Here is a 19,699-nt window from a genome sequence, read left to right on the forward strand (position 1 = left end):
CAGGCGCAGCCGATGCGGCGCGCCGCGCGCCGCGTGCGACTACCGCGTCGAGCATGTCGAGCATGCCGAGCACGTCGCCCGCACAGGCCGCGTCGGCCGTCGTGCGCCCGGCGTCTTCCGCACCGGCTGCCGCTCGCGACGAGCGCGATGCACCCTCGCAGCGCGCGGCTGCGCCGGCGCCCGCACGCAAGGCGGCTGCCGCGGCGCCGCAGCTCGCAACGGCCGGCGCCGACGATTGGGAGACGTTCTGAGTCGAACGCGCGCATCATCTATCCCCATTTGCTCACGCCCGACGCCCGCAGCCTGCGGGCGTCGTCGTTTCCGCGCTCGACACGATGCGTAACGGCCTGCGTGCCGATCCGCCGCGCATCTCGACGTGCAACGCATCGTCACGCGCGCGCGATGCGCGGGCCGCGCCGCGCCCGGGCGCGCATCGTGCTCCTCGATGACGCACCGGTCGTACGGGTATCTCCGTAAGGGCTGTTCGAAGAAAATTTGTAACGGCGTGGCAAACGTGTCGTCGCAAACGGCTGCTCGAACGTCTAGGGATGAAGAGGGGAAGCGGCGACGACGGAAGCGTCCGATGGACGAGATGTTTCGTTGCTCGACGAGACGCTGCGGATGCAGTTTCTGCGGCTCGGAACATCGATTGTAAAGCGTCGAAATGCGCTGTGCGGGCGGTGTTGTGGAGAATGTCGAACTTCATACAACGAGTTCGTGAAAAAAAATAAGAAAGGGTTTAGGATGAATTCGAACGCGCTTGCTTCTGCGCAGTCATAGAAGGCAGGCACGTCTTCAGACATAGGCGAGGGAGGTAGCATGGATATTTACAGCAGCTTCGCGAACCGCTTCGAAAAAACGCGAGAAGAAGAGTTCTCGCTTGAGGAGTACCTCGCGCTCTGCAAGAACGATCCATCGGCGTACGCTACGGCCGGCGAACGCATGCTGGCTGCAATCGGGGAACCAGAACACATCGATACCCGCAACGACCCGCGCCTGTCGCGGATCTTTGCGAACAAGGTCATCAAGGTCTATCCTGCGTTCCGCGAGTTCTACGGGATGGAGGAAGTGATCGAGCAGGTGGTGGCGTACTTCCGCCACGCTGCGCAAGGGCTCGAAGAGAAGAAGCAGATCCTCTACCTCCTCGGCCCGGTCGGCGGCGGCAAGTCGTCGATCGCCGAGCGTCTGAAGCAACTGATGGAGCGCGTGCCGTTCTATGCGCTGAAGGGGTCGCCCGTCAACGAATCGCCGCTCGGGCTGTTCGACTACGACGAAGACGGCCCGATCCTCGAGGAGCAGTACGGCATTCCGCGCCGCTATCTGAAGAGCATCCTGAGCCCGTGGGCCGTCAAGCGGCTGCACGAGTACAACGGCGACATCCGCCAGTTCCGCGTCGTGCGCCGCTATCCGTCGATCCTTCGGCAGATCGGCATCGCGAAGACGGAGCCGGGCGACGAGAACAATCAGGACATCTCCTCGCTCGTCGGCAAGGTCGACATCCGCAAGCTCGAGCAGTACGCGCAGGACGATGCCGACGCCTACAGCTATTCGGGCGGGCTGTGCCTCGCGAACCAGGGGCTGCTCGAATTCGTCGAAATGTTCAAGGCGCCGATCAAGGTGCTGCACCCGCTGCTGACTGCCACGCAGGAAGGCAACTTCAAGGGCACCGAGGGCTTCGGCGCGATTCCGTTCGACGGCATCATCCTTGCGCACTCGAACGAGTCGGAGTGGAAGGCGTTCCGCAACAACCGCAACAACGAGGCGCTGCTCGACCGGATCTTCGTCGTGAAGGTGCCGTACTGCCTGCGCGTGTCCGAGGAAGTGAAGATCTACGAGAAGCTGATCCGCAACTCGTCGCTTGCCGAGGCCGTATGCGCACCGGGCACGCTGAAGATGATGTCGCAGTTCTCGGTGCTGTCGCGGCTGCACGAGCCGGAGAACTCGAGCCTGTTCTCGAAGATGCAGGTGTACGACGGCGAGAACCTGAAGGACACCGATCCGAAGGCGAAGTCGTATCAGGAGTATCGCGACTATGCGGGCGTCGACGAAGGGATGACGGGCGTGTCGACGCGCTTCGCGTTCAAGATCCTGTCGCGCGTGTTCAACTTCGATTCGAGCGAGGTCGCGGCGAACCCCGTGCACCTGATGTATGTGCTCGAACAGCAGATCGAGCGCGAGCAGTTCCCGCCGGAAACCGAGCAGAAGTATCTGTCGTTCGTGAAGGACGTGCTCGCGTCGCGCTATGCGGAGTTCATCGGCAAGGAGATCCAGACGGCGTATCTCGAATCGTATTCGGAGTACGGGCAAAACATCTTCGATCGCTACGTCACGTACGCCGACTTCTGGATCCAGGATCAGGAATTCCGCGATCACGACACGGGCGAAAGCTTCGACCGCGCCGCCTTGAACGCGGAGCTCGAGAAGATCGAGAAGCCGGCCGGCATCAGCAATCCGAAGGATTTCCGCAACGAAATCGTGAACTTCGTGCTGCGTGCGCGTGCCGCGAACGGCGGCAAGAATCCGGTGTGGACGAGCTACGAGAAGCTACGCGTCGTGATCGAGAAGAAGATGTTCTCGAATACCGAGGAACTGTTGCCGGTCATTTCGTTCAATGCGAAGGGCTCGGCCGAGGAGCAACGCAAGCATGAAGACTTTGTGAACCGGATGGTCGCGAAGGGCTATACGCCGAAGCAGGTGAGGCTGCTTTGCGACTGGTACCTGCGCGTGCGCAAGTCGTCATGACGCGCGCGGTACGGCGCCCGTGCGGACGGTCCGCACGGGCAACCTCAGAGACGCCGCCCGCATGACGGCAGACGGCATGTGCGGCGAGCGTCCCGGCATATCGACATTCGAGCGGGAGACCGGGAGTGCTTCATCAAATCATCGACCGCAGGCTGGCCGGCAAGAACAAGAGCATTGCCAATCGCGAACGCTTTCTGCGTCGCGTCAAGAACTACATTCGTCGCGCCGTTTCCGACGCGGTGCGCGATCGTAGCATCAAGGACATCCAGAGCACGCAAAGCATCACGATTCCGCGCAAGGACATCGCGGAACCGACGTTTCGCCACGGGCCGGGCGGGCGTCGCGAGTACGTGCATCCCGGCAACGAAGACTACGTACGCGGCGACAAGATCCCGCGTCCGCAGGGCGGCGCGGGCGGCGGCGGCAGCCAGGCGAGCAACGAGGGCGAAGGGCAGGACGACTTCGTGTTCGAGCTGTCGCGCGACGAATTCATGCAGTATTTCTTCGACGATCTCGAACTGCCGCGGCTCGTGAAGACGCATCTGCTGACGGTGCCGAGCTGGAAGAACGTGCGCGCGGGCTGGTCGGCGGAAGGCACGCCGAACAACATCGACGTCGTGCGCTCGCTGCGCAGCGCGCTCGGCCGGCGCATCGCGCTCGGCTCGCCGCTCGTCAACGAGCTGCGCGAACTGGAAGCGCAGCTCGAAGCGCTGAAGAGCGACCCCGAGGATCGCCGCGCGGAAATCGCGACGCTCGAAGCAGAGATTCATCATCTGAAAGGGCGCATCTGGCGGATTCCGTTCATCGATCCGTTCGACCTGCGCTACATCAATCGCGTGAAGCAGCCGCAGCCGTCGAGCCAGGCCGTGATGTTCTGCCTGATGGACGTGTCGGGTTCGATGGACGAGCAGCGCAAGGATCTCGCGAAGCGCTTCTTCATCCTGCTGTACCTGTTCCTGAAGCGCAATTACGAGCGCATCGAAGTCGTCTTCATCCGTCACCATACGCGCGCGGAGGAAGTCGACGAGGATACGTTCTTCCATTCGACCGAAAGCGGCGGCACGGTCGTGTCGAGCGCGCTCGAGCTGATGCGCAAGGTGATGAACGAGCGCTACTCGCCCACGGAGTGGAACATCTACGGCGCGCAGGCGTCCGACGGCGACAACTGGACTGACGATTCGCCGAAGTGTCGCAAAATCCTGGAAGAGGATATTCTCACGAAGACGCGTTACTTCGCGTACATCCAGGTCGCGCCGGAAGAGCAGAATCTGTGGCTCGAGTACGCGCAGCTGGCGCTGTCGCAGCCGCATCTGGCGATGAAGAAAGTCGAATCGGCTGCCGACATCTACCCGGTCTTTCGCGAATTGTTCGAAAAGCAGGTGGAAATGTCATGACGACCCGCCACCTGCACAACGAGTCGCGCGGCTACGAGCCGCGTCCTGCCGGCGACGACACCGGCCGTGCCGCATCGCAGCAACGCGGCGCTGCCGGCGCCGCGCCGGCCGCCGACTTGCCCGCTGCCGGGCAAAAGGAAGCGCGTATGAACGTGGCCGAACGCAAGCCGCTGCCGTGCCCGTCCGACTGGACGTTCGAACTGCTCGAGGAATATGACACGCACATCGCGCAAGTCGCCGAGCAGTACGAACTCGATATCTACCCGATCCAGCTCGAGCTGATCAGCGCCGAGCAGATGATGGACGCGTACGCGTCGGTCGGGATGCCCGTCAACTATCGCCACTGGTCGTTCGGCAAGCACTTTCTCGCGACCGAGAAGAGCTACCGTCGCGGCCAGATGGGGCTCGCGTACGAAATCGTCATCAATTCGAATCCGTGCATCGCGTATCTGATGGAAGAGAACACGATGACGATGCAGGCGCTCGTGATCGCGCACGCGGCGTACGGCCACAACTCGTTCTTCAAGGGCAATTACCTGTTCCGGCTGTGGACCGACGCGCACGCGATCATCGACTATCTCGTCTATGCGAAGAACTACGTCGCCGAATGCGAGGAGCGCTACGGGCTCGATCGCGTCGAGGAACTGCTCGACTCGTGCCATGCGCTGATGAATTACGGCGTCGATCGCTACAAGCGTCCGCAGAAACCGTCGCTCGCGAAGGAAGCCGCGCTGCGGCGCGAACGCGAGGCGTATCTGCAGTCGCAGGTCAACGAGCTCTGGCGCACGCTGCCGGGCAAGAAGCCCGAGCTGGCCGAAGAGCAGGAGGAGCGCTATCCGCCCGAGCCGCAGGAAAACCTGCTGTACTTCGCGGAAAAGAACGCGCCGCTGCTCGAGCCGTGGGAGCGCGAGGTGATCCGCATCGTGCGCAAGATCGGCCAGTATTTCTATCCGCAGCGGCAGACGCAGGTCATGAACGAAGGCTGGGCGACGTTCTGGCATTACACGCTGCTCAATACGCTCTACAACCAGGGCAAGCTCGAAGACGGCTTCATGATGGAGTTCCTGCATTCGCATAGCAACGTCGTCTATCAGCCGCCCGTCACGAAGCCTTACTACAGCGGGATCAACCCGTACGCGCTCGGCTTCTCGATGATGAGCGACATCCGGCGCATCTGCGAATCGCCGACGGAAGAGGACTACAAGTGGTTCCCGGAAATCGCCGGCACGCCGTGGCTGCCCGCGATGCACTACGCGATGCGCAACTTCAAGGACGAGAGCTTCATCGCGCAGTACCTGTCGCCGCATCTGATCCGCGAGATGCGGCTGTTCTCGGTGCTCGACGACGACATGCGCGACGCGCTCGAGGTGTCCGCGATCCACGACGATTCCGGCTACCAGTACGTGCGGCAGGCGCTGTCGCGCCAGTACGACATTCACCATCGCGAGCCGAACATCCAGGTCTGGGCCGTGAACACGCGCGGCGACCGCAGCCTGACGCTGCGCCACTTCATGACCGACAACCGCCACCTGTCGAACGACAGCGACGAGGTGCTCAAGCACATGGCGCGGCTGTGGCAGTTCGACGTGTACCTGGAGAGCGTCGACGAGGCCGGCACCGTGCGCAAGCGCTACGAGTGCCGCTATACGCCGCCGGAGGTGCGGCTCTGATCGGCTGCCAGCCTTGTTTGCATCGCACGCCAGCCTTCGGGCTGGCGTTTTCATATGACGCGTGCATGACGCGAGAAAAATTTTCTACATCGGGACGAACCCGGAAAGCCTGTTACTTTACATTTCGCTAAAATCGCGTAGCCCGTGCACCCGGAACCGGTGCCACGGCGACCGCACGCGGCGGCACCCCGGCCGCCTCTCTCTGCAAGCACTATAAGGAACAGACCAACCCATGGACGTCCAGACCGACCAAGCCGCGCTGTCCGCGCACGATACCCGGCGGCGCGTGTTCGCGATCGTCGGCGCCTCGTCGGGCAACCTCGTCGAGTGGTTCGACTTCTACATCTATTCGTTCTGCGCGCTGTACTTTGCGCCCGCGTTCTTCCCGAGCGGCAACACGACGACGCAGCTGCTGAACACGGCCGGCGTGTTCGCGGCCGGCTTCCTGATGCGTCCGATCGGCGGCTGGCTGTTCGGCCGCATCGCCGACCGCCACGGCCGCCGCACCGCGATGATGATCTCCGTGCTGATGATGTGCGGCGGCTCGCTCGTGATCGCCGTGCTGCCGACCTACGCGCAGATCGGCGCGCTCGCGCCGGCGCTGCTGCTCGTCGCGCGCCTGTTCCAGGGGCTGTCGGTCGGCGGCGAATACGGGACGAGCGCGACGTACATGAGCGAGGTCGCGCTGAAGGGGCGGCGCGGTTTCTTCGCGTCGTTCCAGTACGTGACGCTGATCGGCGGCCAGCTGTGCGCGCTGCTCGTGCTCGTGATCCTGCAGCAGACGCTGTCGCACGACGAACTGAAGGCGTGGGGCTGGCGCATTCCGTTCGTCGTCGGTGCGGCGGCCGCGCTGATCTCGCTCTATCTGCGCAAGTCGCTCGACGAAACGTCGACGAGCGAGTCGCGCGACAAGAAGGACGCGGGCACGATCCGCGGCGTCTGGGAGCACAAGGGCGCGTTCTTCACGGTGGTCGGCTTCACGGCCGGCGGCTCGCTGATCTTCTACACGTTCACGACCTACATGCAGAAGTACCTCGTGAACACGGCCGGCATGCATGCGAAGACGGCCAGCAACGTGATGACCGTCGCGCTGCTCGTCTACATGCTGATGCAGCCGCTGTTCGGCGCGCTGTCGGACAAGATCGGCCGACGCATGTCGATGATCCTGTTCGGCTCGCTCGCCGTGATCGGTACCGTGCCGTTGATGCATGCGCTCAAGGGCGTGACGAGCCCGGTCGCCGCGTTCGTGCTGATCACGGTCGCGCTCGCGATCGTCAGCTTCTACACGTCGATCAGCGGCCTGATCAAGGCCGAGATGTTCCCGCCCGAAGTGCGCGCGATGGGCGTCGGCCTGTCGTATGCGGTCGCGAACGCGATCTTCGGCGGCTCGGCGGAATACGTCGCGCTGTGGTTCAAGTCGATCGGCAGCGAGGAGACGTTCTACTGGTACGTGACCGCGCTGTGCGCGATCTCGCTGATCGTGTCGTGGCGGATGCGCGATCCGAGCAAGGAAGGGTATCTGCGTCACGAGCCGTGATCGGCACCGCGCAGCGGGCCTGCGCGCCCGTCGCGACCGGCCGCGATACCGGCAGCGCCCCGCCATTGCGGCGGGGCGTTTTTTTGCGCGCTCGCCGCGTTCGCATGCGCGTACGCAAGCGCTTCGCGGCGCGCGCGATAACGATATCCGAATCGATTCGTTGCCGCCGTCGTGCGATTTCCTTACCCTGATTCCGTAGTTCGTGTGACACCTCCTTGACTGGGATTCACGCCCGCTGCATGCAGCGGGCGTTTTTTTGTCCGCGGCGCGACGTGCGCCGCACTCATCACGAAACCCGAAGAGCAAAGCACCATTTGTTGGTTCGAATTCGCCGCACGCGCTGCTACGTTAGCGGCTTCGCGGCACGACAAGGCCGTGAAATCCGTCGAACCGGCCGCCGCGCAATCCGCGGCGGCCTCACAACAACACAGGTCGTGCTCATGAAAATCCACACGCTCGCCAAGGCGCTCGTCGCGGTCGCACTCATCGCCGCAGGAACCGCCGCGCAGGCCGATCGCCTCGACGACATCAAAAAGGCCGGTGTGCTGCGCGTCGCGACGTTCGACAGCAACCCGCCGTTCGGCTATGTCGACGCGAAGACGAACCGCATCGTCGGCCTCGACGTCGACTACGCGAAGGCGCTCGCCGACAAGCTCGGCGTGAAGCTGCAGCTTCAGCCGACGAACCCCGCGAACCGCATTCCGTTCCTGACCTCCGGCAAGGTCGACCTCGTGCTCGCGAACTTCACGATCACCGAAGAGCGCGCGAAGCAGGTCGATTTCAGCATCCCGTACTTCTCGTCGGGACAGCAGTTTCTCGCGAAGAAGGGCGTGCTGAAGTCGGCGGACCAGCTGAACGGACTGCGCATCGGCGCCGACAAGGGCACGACGAACGAAATCACACTGCGCGAGAAATTCCCGAAGGCGACGATCGTCGCGTACGACGACACGCCGTTCGCGTTCGCCGCGCTGCGCGCCGGCAACGTGCAGGCGATCACGCAGGACGGCCCGAAGCTGATCGGGCTGCTCGCGAACGTGCCGGACAAGCAGAACTACGAGATCCCGCCGTTTACGATCTCGAACGACTACATGGGCGTTGGCGTGCCGAAGGGCGAAACGCGGTTGCTCGGCTTCGTGAACGACACGCTGAAGGGGCTCGAGGCGAACGGCCGCGCGGCGCAGATTTACGACGCGTGGTTCGGGCCGACGACGAAAACGCCGCTCGCGCGCATCTTCCGCATCGGCGACAAGACCTGAGCCGCACACCCCGCGCACCGCGATCGGCCGCCGGCTGGGCCGGCGCGCACGGATCGCGGCGTTTTCTGCTTCTTTCTTCGTGGCGCGCGCTGCGCGCCCGCACCGTCGCATCATGCTCGGCTTGGCGCCCAAATATCTGTTCTGGCTCTGGCACGGCTTCCTGCTGACGCTCGGTCTCGCCGCCGCGTCGGCGCTCGCCGCAACCGTCGGCGGGCTGCTGCTCGCCGTCGCGCGGCATGCTCGCGCGAGCGGGCTCCGCGCGCTGGCCGCCGGTTATGTCGTCGCGTTTCGCAACACGCCGCTGCTCGTGCAGTTGCTGTTCTGGTATTTCGGCGTCGCGTCGCTGCTGCCCGACACCTGGACGGCGTGGCTGAACGCACGCCACGAACTCGGCATGGGGCCGCTCACGCTCGCATGGCCGTCATTCGAATTCGTCGCGGGCTGGGTCGGGCTGAGCGCCTATACGGCCGCGTTCGTCGCCGAGGAATGCGAAGCCGGGCTGCGCGGCGTGCGCCGTGCACAGCACGACGCGGCCGCGGCGCTCGGGCTTACGCCGCTGCAGTCGCTGCGCTACGTGGTGCTGCCGCAGGCCGTGCGTATCGCGCTGCCGCCGCTGTTCGGCCAATACATGAATCTCGTGAAGAACTCGTCGCTCGCGATGGCGATCGGCGTCGCCGAGCTGTCGTATGCGTCGCGGCAGGTCGAGACGGAGACGTTCAAGACCTTCGCCGCGTTCGGCGTGGCGACCGTGCTGTATGTCGCGGCGGTGGCCGCGATCGAGGCCGGCGCGTACGCGGCTACGCAATGGCGCGACCGGCTCGGGGCAGGGCGTTGACGATGGATTTCTCGCTGCTGTTCTCCAATCTCCCGTACCTGCTGGTCGGCGCGTTCCCGGACGGCCCGCTCGGCGGGGCCGCGTTGTCGCTGGTGCTCGCGATCGCGTCGGCCGTCGCGTCGGCGGCGCTGGGCGTGGGGCTCGGCGTCGCGATGGCGCTCGCGCGCGGGCCGGCACGCGTACTACTGCTCGCGTTCATCGGCTTCTTCCGCGCGATTCCCGTGCTGATGCTGATCTTCTGGACGTATTTCCTGATGCCGATCCTGCTGCATACCGACGTGCCGGGGCTCGCGAGCGTCGTGTGTGCACTCGCGCTCGTCGGCGGCGCGTATCTCGCGCACGCCGTGCATGCGGGGATCGTCGCGGCGGGCGCCGGCCAGTGGCAAGCGGGGCTGTCGCTCGGGCTCACGCGCTGGCAGACCGTGCGCCACGTGCTGTTGCCGCAGGCTGTGCGCATCATGACGCCGTCGTTCGTGAACCAGTGGGTCGCGCTCGTGAAGGACACGTCGCTCGCGTATATCGTCGGCGTGCCGGAACTGTCGTTCGTCGCGACGCAGGTGAACAACCGGCTGATGGTGTATCCGGCGCCGATCTTCCTGTTCGTCGCCGCGATCTACCTCATCATCTGCGCGTCGCTCGACGGCGCCGCGCGCTGGTTGCTGTCGCGCGCCCCGCGCGAACGGGGCCGCGCATGCGACGCCGCGGCGTGCACGCCGCGCGCGCCGCGTATCGCCGCCGATCAGGACGCCGCGTAGTGCGTGTCGAACACGGCGCGCAGCGTCGATTTGTCGATCGCGAAGTCGCCCCACAGCGGGCCGTCGTTCTGCACGAACGCGAACGGCGCGGTGCTGATCGATGCGAGACGGAAACGCCATTCGGCGGCTTCCTGCCGGAACGCGGTCAGTTGCATGTCGGATAGCGCCGTCTGCGCGCTCGCGAGCGTGACGAGCGGATCGACCGGCTCGTTCGCGACGCGCACCTCGAAATGCAGGTGCGGACCCGTCGCCGCGCCGGTCATGCCGACCGAGCCGATGCGCTGACCCTGCTTGACGACTTCGCCGACCTTGAGCCCGCGCGCGAACGCGGACAGGTGCGCGTAGTACGTCGAATAGCCGTCGGCATGATCGACGATCACGTAATGACCGTAGCCGCCCGGATCGGTGCCGACGAACGACACGACGCCGTCGGCGGCGGCCGCGACCGGCGTGCCGGACGGCGCGGCGAGGTCGACGCCCGTATGGAACGCCATCGCCTGCGACAGCGGATGAATGCGCTCGCCGAAGAACGAGCTGATGCGCGTCCACTTCACCGGCATCGTGAACGCGGCCGCTTCGAGCGGCGCGCCGTCGAGCGTGTAGTACGCGCCGTGCTCGGCGCCCGGCGCGCGGAACCAGATCGCGCCGAACGTGCGGCCCGCGACGCGCAGCTCGAGCGCGGTGAGCCGCGGCGCTTCGCCGCGCGTATCGAACGCGACGCGGTAATAGTCGCCGCGCTTCGCGCTCGCGTGCATCGCGACCTTGCCGCTGACGAGATCGCCGAGCTGGATCCGGACTTCGGGCGGTACGTCGATGCGGTTCAGCGTATCGGCGAGCGACAGCTCGATCGTGCCCGCGCGCATGCCGTGCAGCGGCTCGGGCGGCGCGAGCGTAAACAGGTTCGCGTAGCCCAGCATGTCGTTGCGGTGCGCGCTGAGCGGCGCGAACAAGCCGGGCTGCGCGCTGCGCTCGCCGATCGTGCGGGCGAGTTCGCTCGTCACGAAATGTTGTGCGGTGGGGAACGGCGTGTCGGACAGCACGCGCTGCGGCAGCACGACCGTGTCGGCGTCGACGGGGCTGGGCCGTTGCGAGACGGCCGGCAGTGCGGCGGCCAGCCCGAGCGCGGCGAGCGCGCCGAGCACCGCGGCGGGCACCAGCGCGCGCACGAAGCGCTGCGCGCGGCCGGGCGCGGAAGCATCACGAGTTGCGGCAAACTTGAGCAAGGGTCCACATCCAGAAAAGCGGTTCACGGGGGTGTGGGCGGGACCGCCGGCGGCTCATCCGTCGAACGGCGACGGGGCGGGCGGCGGGCGTGCAACAAAACAGGCCCCGCCAGGGGCCTGTGTCGTTTCCGTTCGACCCAACGCGCGGGCAAACCCGCTTCGAACGGCGGCGTGCATGCCGGGTCGAACCCGGTTATCACGAAGACGCTAAAGAAAGCTGACAGCGCGAGTCTACCGATGTTCCGGAAGATGTTAAAAATTTTAAAGAGGGTCGACTCACTCGTTTCGCACTGCGGTAAATCGGGTTAAATCGGCATTTATTGCGATCGTTTCGCTGGCTTCGGCAATTTGTGTGCGGGACGGCGCAGCGCGGCCGATGTCCGCACCGCGTCGAAACCCGCATCGAGCATCGCCTCCGCGTCGTTCCACAAGCTACCGCGCAGCCGGTTCGTCCAGATCATCGACGCGAACACGCCTTCGAGCAGCGAGACGAGATAGACGGCCGCCACGCCAGTTCGCCCGCCTCGATCGCGCGGCGCAGCAGCGCCTTCGTGATCCGCAGCGTCTGCAGTTCGAGCAGCATCCGGCGGCGCAGCAGCGCCGCGTTCTCGTCGCTCTGCTCGCACTTCGTATAGAGGATCACGAGCACGCGCTGCATCGAACCGGGCTCGCCGCACTGGCGCAGATAGTGCGAGGCGGCGTGCCGCAGCGTCGCGAACGCCGGCAGCCCGTCGCCGGCCTCGAAGCCCTCGGACGTGCGCGCGAACGCGCGGTCGCACATCGCGAGGCACACCTCCATCTTGTTGCGGTAGTGGCCGTACACGGCGCCGCGCGACATGCCGGCGGCCTCGGCAAGGTCCGCCATCGCGGTTTGCGCGACGCCCTTGTCGAGCAGCACAAGCTCGGCGGCATCGAGGATCCGGTGCTTGATGGCGAGCGATTCTTCCCGGGTCTTGCGAGCCATGTATCGAGTTTCCTTACATTACGCTGTCGCTTTATTGAGACAGTCTGACGATTGGACGGAGGATCGCTGTATTTAATCAGTCGTGACTGATTATAATCGGCGACCCTGAGCCGCCGCATTGTATCGGCGGCGCACGATCCGAGGTCCCAGATGAATGACAAACGCTCGCTGTCGTGCCGGCTGACGCCGCTCGCGCTGGCCGTCGCCGTGGCCGCGGCCGGCTGCGGAAAGGGCAAACCGGATGCCGAGCCGGCGGCCGTGCAGAAGGCGACCGTCGTGACGGTGCGTCCGGTCGCGGTGCCGATGACCGTCGAGCTGCCGGGCCGGCTCGATGCGTATCGACGCGCGGAAGTTCGCGCGCGCGTCGCCGGCATCGTCACGGCACGCACGTACGACGAAGGCCAGGAAGTGAAGCAGGGCGCCGTGCTGTTTCGCATCGATCCCGCGCCGTTGAAGGCGGCACGCGATGCGGCGCAGGGCGCGCTTGCCAAGGCACAGGCCGCGGCGGCCGCGGCCGCCGACAAGCGGCGGCGCTATGCCGATCTCGTGCGCGATCACGCCGTCAGCGAGCGCGACTACACGGAGGCCGTCGCGGCGGACACGCAGGCCAAGGCGGAAGTCGCGTCGGCGAAGGCCGAACTCGCGCGTGCGCAGCTGCAGCTCGACTACGCGAACGTGACCGCGCCGATTTCCGGCCGGGCGCGGCGCGCGCTCGTGACCGAAGGCGCGCTCGTCGGGCAGGGCGAAGCGACGCCGCTCACCACCGTCGAGCAGCTCGATCCGATCTACGTGAATTTCTCGCAGCCGGCCGCCGACGTCGAGGCGCTGCGGCGCGCCGTGAAAAGCGGGCGCGCGACCGGCATCGCGCAGCAGGACGTCGCGGTGACGCTGCTGCGCGCCGACGGCACGCCGTATCCGCTGAAGGGCAAGCTGCTGTTCAGCGATCTCGCGGTCGATCCGACCACCGATACCGTCGCGATGCGCGCGCTGTTCCCGAATCCCGAGCGCGAACTGTTGCCGGGCGCGTACGTGCGGATCGCGCTCGATGCGGCGGTCGACCACCGCGCGCTGCTCGTGCCGCGCGACGCGCTGCTGCGTACGGCCGAACGCACGTCGGTGCGCGTCGTCGATGCGGCGGGCAGCGTGAAGGACGTCGAAGTCGTCGCGGACCGGATGAGCGGCCGCGACTGGCGCATCACGCGCGGGTTGAACGGCGGCGAGCGCGTGATCGTCGACAACGCCGCGCAGTTCGCCCCCGGCACTGTCGTGAAGCCCGTCGACGCACGGCCCGCGCATGCGGCGCCGGGTGCGGCGGCCTCCGGCGCGCTCGGCCGTCAAACCTGACCGGTAGCGCTGACCATGGCACGTTTCTTCATCGATCGCCCCGTATTCGCGTGGGTGATCGCACTTTTCATCATGCTGGGCGGCGCCTTCGCGATTCGCGCGCTGCCCGTCGCGCAATATCCGGACATCGCGCCGCCCGTCGTCAGCATCTATGCGACGTATCCGGGTGCGTCCGCGCAGGTCGTCGAGGAATCGGTGACCGCGCTGATCGAGCGCGAGATGAACGGCGCGCCGGGCCTGCTGTATACGTCGGCGACGAGCAGCGCGGGCATGGCGTCGCTGTATCTGACGTTCCGGCAGGGCGTCAACGCCGATCTCGCAGCCGTCGAGGTGCAGAACCGGCTGAAGAGCGTCGAGGCGCGGCTGCCGGAGCCCGTGCGGCGCGACGGCATCCAGGTCGAGAAGGCGGCCGACAACATCCAGCTCGTCGTGTCGCTGACCTCGGACGACGGCCGCATGACCGGTGTGCAGCTCGGCGAATACGCGTCGGCGAACGTCGTGCAGGCGCTGCGCCGCGTCGACGGCGTCGGCCGCGTGCAGTTCTGGGGTGCCGAGTACGCGATGCGGATCTGGCCGGACCCGGTGAAGCTCGCCGGTCACGGGCTGACCGCGTCCGATATCGCGGCGGCGGTGCGCGCGCACAACGCGCGCGTGACGGTCGGCGACATCGGCCGCAGTGCCGTGCCCGACAGCGCGCCGATCGCGGCGACCGTGTTCGCCGACGCGCCGCTGAAAACGCCGGCCGATTTCGGCGCGATCGCACTGCGCTCGCAGGCCGACGGCGCCGCGCTGTATTTGCGCGACGTCGCGCGCATCGAGTTCGGCGGCAGCGACTACAACTATCCGTCGTACGTGAACGGCAAGGTCGCGGTCGGCATGGGTATCAAGCTCGCGCCGGGTTCGAATGCGGTCGCCACCGAGAAGCGGATCCGCGCGGCGATGGACGAGCTGTCCGCCTATTTCCCGCCGGGCGTGAAGTATCAGATTCCGTACGAGACCTCGTCGTTCGTGCGCGTGTCGATGAACAAGGTCGTCACGACGCTGATCGAGGCGGGCGTGCTGGTGTTCCTCGTGATGTTCCTGTTCATGCAGAACCTGCGCGCGACGCTGATACCGACGCTCGTCGTGCCGGTCGCGCTCGCGGGCACGTTCGGCGCGATGTATGCGGCCGGGTTCTCGATCAACGTGCTGACGATGTTCGGGATGGTGCTCGCGATCGGCATCCTCGTCGACGATGCGATCGTCGTCGTCGAGAACGTCGAGCGGCTGATGGTCGAGGAGCGGCTCGCGCCGTACGACGCGACGGTCAAGGCGATGAAACAGATCAGCGGCGCGATCGTCGGGATCACGGTCGTCTTGACGTCGGTGTTCGTGCCGATGGCGTTCTTCGGCGGCGCGGTCGGCAACATCTATCGTCAGTTCGCGCTGTCGCTCGCGGTGTCGATCGCGTTTTCTGCGTTCCTCGCGCTGTCGCTGACGCCCGCACTCTGCGCGACGCTGCTCAAGCCCGTCGACGACGGCCATCACGACAAGCGCGGCTTCTTCGGCTGGTTCAACCGCTTCGTCGCGCGCTCGACGCAGCGCTACGCGACGCGCGTCGGCGCGATGCTGAACAAGCCGCTGCGCTGGCTCGTCGTGTACGGCGTGCTGACGGCCGTGGCCGCGCTGATGCTCACGCGTCTGCCGAGTGCGTTCTTGCCCGACGAGGATCAGGGCAACTTCATGGTGATGGTGATCCGTCCGCAGGGCACGCCGCTCGCGGAGACGATGCAGAGCGTGCGCGAAGTCGAATCGTATCTCCGCCGCGAGGAGCCGGCCGCGTATACGTTCGCGCTCGGCGGCTTCAACCTGTACGGCGAAGGGCCGAACGGCGGGATGATCTTCGTCACGCTGAAGAACTGGAACGCGCGCCAGGCTGCGCGCGATCACGTGCAGGCGATCGTCGCGCGCGTCAACGAGCGTTTCGCAGGCACGCCGAACACGACCGTGTTCGCGATGAATTCGCCGGCGCTGCCCGATCTCGGTTCGACGGGCGGCTTCGACTTCCGGATGCAGAACCGCGGCGGGCTCGACTACGCCGCGTTCAGCGCCGCGCGCGAGCAGCTGCTCGCGGCCGGCGCCAAGGACGCGGCGCTGACCGATTTGATGTTCGCGGGCACGCAGGACGCGCCGCAGCTGAAGCTCGACATCGATCGCGCGAAGGCGTCGGCGCTCGGCGTGTCGATGGACGAGATCAATACGACGCTCGCGGTGATGTTCGGCTCCGACTATATCGGCGACTTCATGCACGGCACGCAGGTGCGCCGCGTGATCGTGCAGGCCGACGGGCAGCACCGGCTCGATCCGGACGACGTGAAGAAGCTGCGCGTGCGCAACGCGCGCGGCGAGATGGTGCCGCTCGCCGCGTTCGCGACGCTGCACTGGACGCTCGGGCCGCCGCAGCTCACGCGCTACAACGGCTATCCGTCGTTTACGATCAACGGCTCGGCCGCGCCCGGCCACAGCAGCGGCGAAGCGATGGCCGCGATCGAACGGATCGCCGCGACGCTGCCCGCCGGCATCGGCCATGCGTGGTCGGGGCAATCGTTCGAGGAGCGGCTGTCGGGCGCACAGGCGCCGCTGCTGTTCGCGTTGTCGGTGCTCGTCGTGTTCCTCGCGCTCGCCGCGCTCTACGAGAGCTGGTCGATCCCGCTCGCGGTGATGCTCGTCGTGCCGCTCGGCGTGATCGGTGCGGTGCTCGGCGTCACGCTGCGCGCGATGCCGAACGACATCTATTTCAAGGTCGGGCTGATCGCGACGATCGGGCTGTCCGCGAAGAACGCGATCCTGATCGTCGAAGTCGCGAAGGATCTGCTCGCGCAGCGTATGTCGCTCGCGGAGGCGGCGCTCGAGGCCGCACGGCTGCGGCTGCGGCCGATCGTGATGACGTCGCTTGCATTCGGCGTCGGCGTGCTGCCGCTCGCGTTCGCGTCGGGCGCCGCATCGGGCGCGCAGACGGCGATCGGCACCGGCGTGCTCGGCGGCGTGATCGCCGCAACCGTGCTCGCGGTGTTTCTCGTGCCGCTGTTCTTCGTGGTCGTCGGCCGGCTGTTCGGCTTCGGCACGCGCCGACGCGGCAGCGCGCCGGCGGTCAACGTGGAGGGTTCGCGATGAGGCATCGCTCCGATTGGCGCCGCACCGCGCGGCGCGCGCCGTTCGCGCTGGCTGCCGCGCTCGTGCTGGCCGGCTGTTCGCTCGCGCCGCGCTACGAGCGTCCGGCTGCGCCGGTGCCGTCCGCGTATACGAACGGCGCCGACGCTACGCACGACGCGCCGTCGGCTTCCGTGCCGGGCGCCGATGCGGCGCTGCTCGACGACTGGCGCAGCTATTTCACCGCGCCGGCGCTGCACGCGTGGATTGACGCGGCGCTCGCGAACAATCGCGATCTGCGGATCGCGGCCGGCCGGCTCGACGAGGCGCGCGCGATGTATGGCGTGCAGCGTGCGGAACGGATGCCGTCGATCGACGCGAGCACCGGTTACGAACGCACGCGGCAATACGATCCGGTCCTGCGCGAGAGCGCGGTGAGCGGGCTGTATCGCGCGGGTGTCGGCATCAGCGCATACGAACTCGATCTGTTCGGGCGCGTGCGCAATCTGTCGGATGCGGCGCTGGCCGAGTACTTCGCGACGGCCGACGCGCAGCGCACGGTCCGCATCGGCGTGATCGCCGAAGTCGCGAATGCCTACGTCGCGGAACGCGCGCTGAACGAACAGCGCGCGCTCGCCGAGCGCACGCTCGACGCGCGCGAACGGATCGCCGCGCTCACGCAACGCCGCTATGCGGCCGGCACGAGCGATGCGATCGAACTGCGTTCGGCCGAGATGCTGGTCGCGGCCGCGCGCGCATCGCACGCGGCGCTGCAGCGCGAGCACGCGCAGGCCGTGCGCGCGCTGCAACTGCTTGCCGGCGATTTCGCGCGCGACGTGCGCGATGACGATACGGCGCTCGACGCGCTGACGATCGCGCCGGTCGCACCCGGTGCGCCGAGCGATCTGCTCGAGCGGCGTCCCGACATCCGGCAGGCCGAGTCGCGGCTCAAGGCGGCGCACGCGCAGATCGGCGCCGCGCGCGCCGCGTTTTTCCCGCGCATCGCGCTGACGACCGATTACGGCTCGGTCAGCGACGCGTTTTCGAGCCTGTTCGCAGCCGGCACGAGCGTCTGGAACTTCGCGCCGCGCATCACGCTGCCGATTTTTGCCGGCGGCCGCAATCGCGCGAATCTCGACGTCGCGAACGCGCGGCGGCACATCGCGGTCGCTGAGTACGAAAAGACCGTGCAGGTCGCGTTCCGCGAGGTCGCGGACGCCTTCACGGCACGCGACTGGATCGAGCGCCAGCTGGCCGCGCAGCGCGACGTGCACGCGGCCGACGACGCGCGACTGAAGCTCGCGGAACGTCGTTACGCGGGCGGCGTCGCGACCTATCTCGAACTGCTCGACGCGCAGCGCAGCACCTACGAATCCGGACAGGAGCTGATCCGGCTCAGGCAGCTGCGGCTCGCGAACGCGATCGCGCTGTATCGCGCGCTCGGCGGCGGCTGGACGCCCGGCGCGGCCGCCGACGACGCGTGACGCGCTGACGCGTCGTCGCGTCGACAATCGCGCGCCGTTGCCGCTTCGTGCGACAGCGGCGTTTTTTTCGTCCGCCGGCCGCTCGGCAGGCGAGCGTCCGATTGCATGCTGCAACCGGCCCCGCGTGCGAGCGGCCATCTGCGTCGCTTTTTTCTTCCATTTGATCCGCCATTCGAATCTTATTTCGACGAGACGGATATGGCGGAAATGGCAAATATTCAGGACGAATTGACGGAGCGATTAATTACGGCATGCGCTGAATAATAAGGTCGACATGCTGTCGTAAAACGTTAAATCGAATCGCGCAATCGTTTGCGTGATTAATTCGCCTTCGAGCCAATATGGCGTTATTTCCTCTCAGTTGAAAATACGGATCGCGTTTCGTTGCGGCCGGACAACGATGGCGGCGCGTGACAGGATCTTGTCCTTTCGCGGCAGGGCCGCGAGAAACCCAATGCAGACAAGCCGGAGCGGGGCGGCGCCGCTTCGTGTCGCGAATTGTCTTTAATCATCAAACGCTTTCGCTCGCTTTGCGTGTCCGGAATATCGATTCTGGAAAGCGGAGAATTGCGACGAAATGACGCAATTCGCATTCGTTGAATCGAACATTGTCAGGTTTGATTTAACAATGCTTTACAGAGTTCTTTCAAACTTATCTCGATAATGCCGCCTCGTGACGGACGGGAGCCGACCATACGCTACCGAATGCGTCCGCCACGTCGTTATTTCCATTTGCAATTCATACGGAAACGCCATGAAAAAAACCCTCCTGACCGCCGCCGCACTCGCCGTTCTGTCCACGTCCGCTTTCGCTGCGGGCGCAAACAGCGGCACCGGCACGATCAACTTCACCGGCGAGATCGTCGCCGGTGCATGCGGCATCGATTCGGGTTCGGACAACCAGACCGTGAACCTCGGCAAGGTGCCGACCAACGTGTTCAAGCAGGCCGGCGACAAGTCGACCGCGACCAACTTCGACATCAAGCTGACCGACTGCGACACGAGCGTCGCGCAGAACGCGTTCTTCACGTTCACGGGCACGTCGAGCGCCGGCCAGCCGAAGCTGTTCGCGACGATCGGCTCCGCGTAGAACGTCGGCATCCGCCTGCAGAGCGCGTCGGGCGAATACCTCGACAACGGCGTCGAGCAGAAGGCGCCGACCGTGCTGCAGAACGGCACCAACATCGCACGCTTCGCGGCGATGTACGAAGCGGTCGCGGCCGACGTGAAGCCCGGCACGGCCGACGGCGTCGCGAACTTCACGGTCCGCTACCAGTAAGCGCCGGTTCGGGAGGACGCGATGTGCGCATCGCTCCTCCCGCATTGCGCCCATTTCCCTTCGTCCCACGACTTTCCCGTAGCGCCG

The 19,699-nt window shown here is 66.1% G+C and carries 11 protein-coding genes and 3 pseudogenes; 12 read left to right on the forward strand and 2 right to left on the reverse strand.

Features of this window, described 5'->3' with window-relative positions; genetic code table 11:
* The 8 genes and pseudogenes from HMPREF3115_RS12455 to HMPREF3115_RS12490 all read left to right on the forward strand — a co-directional run.
* Positions 1 to 251 (forward strand): annotated as a pseudogene (locus tag HMPREF3115_RS12455) (hypothetical protein); the annotation flags it as partial.
* Between the two features lie 568 nt (positions 252 to 819).
* Complete coding sequence (locus HMPREF3115_RS12460; protein WP_006400134.1) at positions 820 to 2,742, forward strand: PrkA family serine protein kinase; 1,923 nt, start codon at positions 820 to 822, stop codon at positions 2,740 to 2,742.
* A gap of 125 nt (positions 2,743 to 2,867) precedes the next feature.
* Positions 2,868 to 4,136, forward strand: a complete 1,269-nt coding sequence (locus tag HMPREF3115_RS12465; protein WP_006400132.1) for a YeaH/YhbH family protein — start codon at positions 2,868 to 2,870, stop codon at positions 4,134 to 4,136.
* The gene (locus HMPREF3115_RS12470; RefSeq protein ID WP_053297273.1) at positions 4,133 to 5,806 is read left to right on the forward strand and encodes a SpoVR family protein; all 1,674 of its coding nucleotides are present in this window, start codon (positions 4,133 to 4,135) and stop codon (positions 5,804 to 5,806) included. The genes HMPREF3115_RS12465 and HMPREF3115_RS12470 overlap by 4 nt, the downstream gene beginning before the upstream one ends.
* Before the next feature lie 232 nt (positions 5,807 to 6,038).
* Complete coding sequence (locus tag HMPREF3115_RS12475) at positions 6,039 to 7,343, forward strand: MFS family transporter (protein WP_006400128.1); 1,305 nt, start codon at positions 6,039 to 6,041, stop codon at positions 7,341 to 7,343.
* Positions 7,344 to 7,783: 440 nt separating this feature from the next.
* On the forward strand, positions 7,784 to 8,599 hold the full coding sequence (locus HMPREF3115_RS12480) for an ABC transporter substrate-binding protein (RefSeq protein WP_035488234.1): 816 nt from the start codon (positions 7,784 to 7,786) through the stop codon (positions 8,597 to 8,599).
* Positions 8,600 to 8,711: 112 nt separating this feature from the next.
* Positions 8,712 to 9,434, forward strand: a complete 723-nt coding sequence (locus HMPREF3115_RS12485) for an amino acid ABC transporter permease (RefSeq protein WP_006400124.1) — start codon at positions 8,712 to 8,714, stop codon at positions 9,432 to 9,434.
* 2 nt (positions 9,435 to 9,436) lie between these two features.
* Positions 9,437 to 10,189: an amino acid ABC transporter permease gene (locus HMPREF3115_RS12490; RefSeq protein WP_070554590.1), complete on the forward strand. Its 753-nt coding sequence runs from the start codon at positions 9,437 to 9,439 to the stop codon at positions 10,187 to 10,189.
* Here HMPREF3115_RS12490 and HMPREF3115_RS12495 read toward each other — a convergent pair.
* Both HMPREF3115_RS12495 and HMPREF3115_RS12500 read right to left on the reverse strand, forming a co-directional pair.
* Positions 10,174 to 11,412, reverse strand: a complete 1,239-nt coding sequence (locus HMPREF3115_RS12495) for a M23 family metallopeptidase (RefSeq protein ID WP_070554591.1) — start codon at positions 11,410 to 11,412, stop codon at positions 10,174 to 10,176. The two genes, HMPREF3115_RS12490 and HMPREF3115_RS12495, sit on opposite strands and share 16 nt — an antisense overlap.
* A 317-nt stretch (positions 11,413 to 11,729) precedes the next feature.
* A pseudogene (locus HMPREF3115_RS12500) lies at positions 11,730 to 12,376 on the reverse strand (TetR family transcriptional regulator).
* Between the two features lie 150 nt (positions 12,377 to 12,526).
* Here HMPREF3115_RS12500 and HMPREF3115_RS12505 point away from each other — a divergent pair.
* From HMPREF3115_RS12505 to HMPREF3115_RS12520, 4 genes and pseudogenes are all read left to right on the forward strand, one after another.
* Positions 12,527 to 13,720: a MexX/AxyX family multidrug efflux RND transporter periplasmic adaptor subunit gene (locus HMPREF3115_RS12505; protein ID WP_070554593.1), complete on the forward strand. Its 1,194-nt coding sequence runs from the start codon at positions 12,527 to 12,529 to the stop codon at positions 13,718 to 13,720.
* A 15-nt stretch (positions 13,721 to 13,735) separates the two neighbouring features.
* Positions 13,736 to 16,873 (forward strand): multidrug efflux RND transporter permease subunit, encoded by a 3,138-nt coding sequence (locus HMPREF3115_RS12510; protein WP_070554595.1) that lies wholly within the window; start codon positions 13,736 to 13,738, stop codon positions 16,871 to 16,873.
* The gene (locus tag HMPREF3115_RS12515) at positions 16,870 to 18,333 is read left to right on the forward strand and encodes an efflux transporter outer membrane subunit (RefSeq protein WP_070554597.1); all 1,464 of its coding nucleotides are present in this window, start codon (positions 16,870 to 16,872) and stop codon (positions 18,331 to 18,333) included. Before HMPREF3115_RS12510 ends, HMPREF3115_RS12515 begins: the two co-directional genes overlap by 4 nt.
* A gap of 754 nt (positions 18,334 to 19,087) precedes the next feature.
* Positions 19,088 to 19,612, forward strand: a pseudogene (locus tag HMPREF3115_RS12520) (fimbrial protein).
* The last annotated feature ends 87 nt before the right edge of the window (positions 19,613 to 19,699 follow it).

Source organism: Burkholderia sp. HMSC10F09 (genome assembly GCF_001806955.1).
Classification (GTDB): domain Bacteria; phylum Pseudomonadota; class Gammaproteobacteria; order Burkholderiales; family Burkholderiaceae; genus Burkholderia; species Burkholderia multivorans.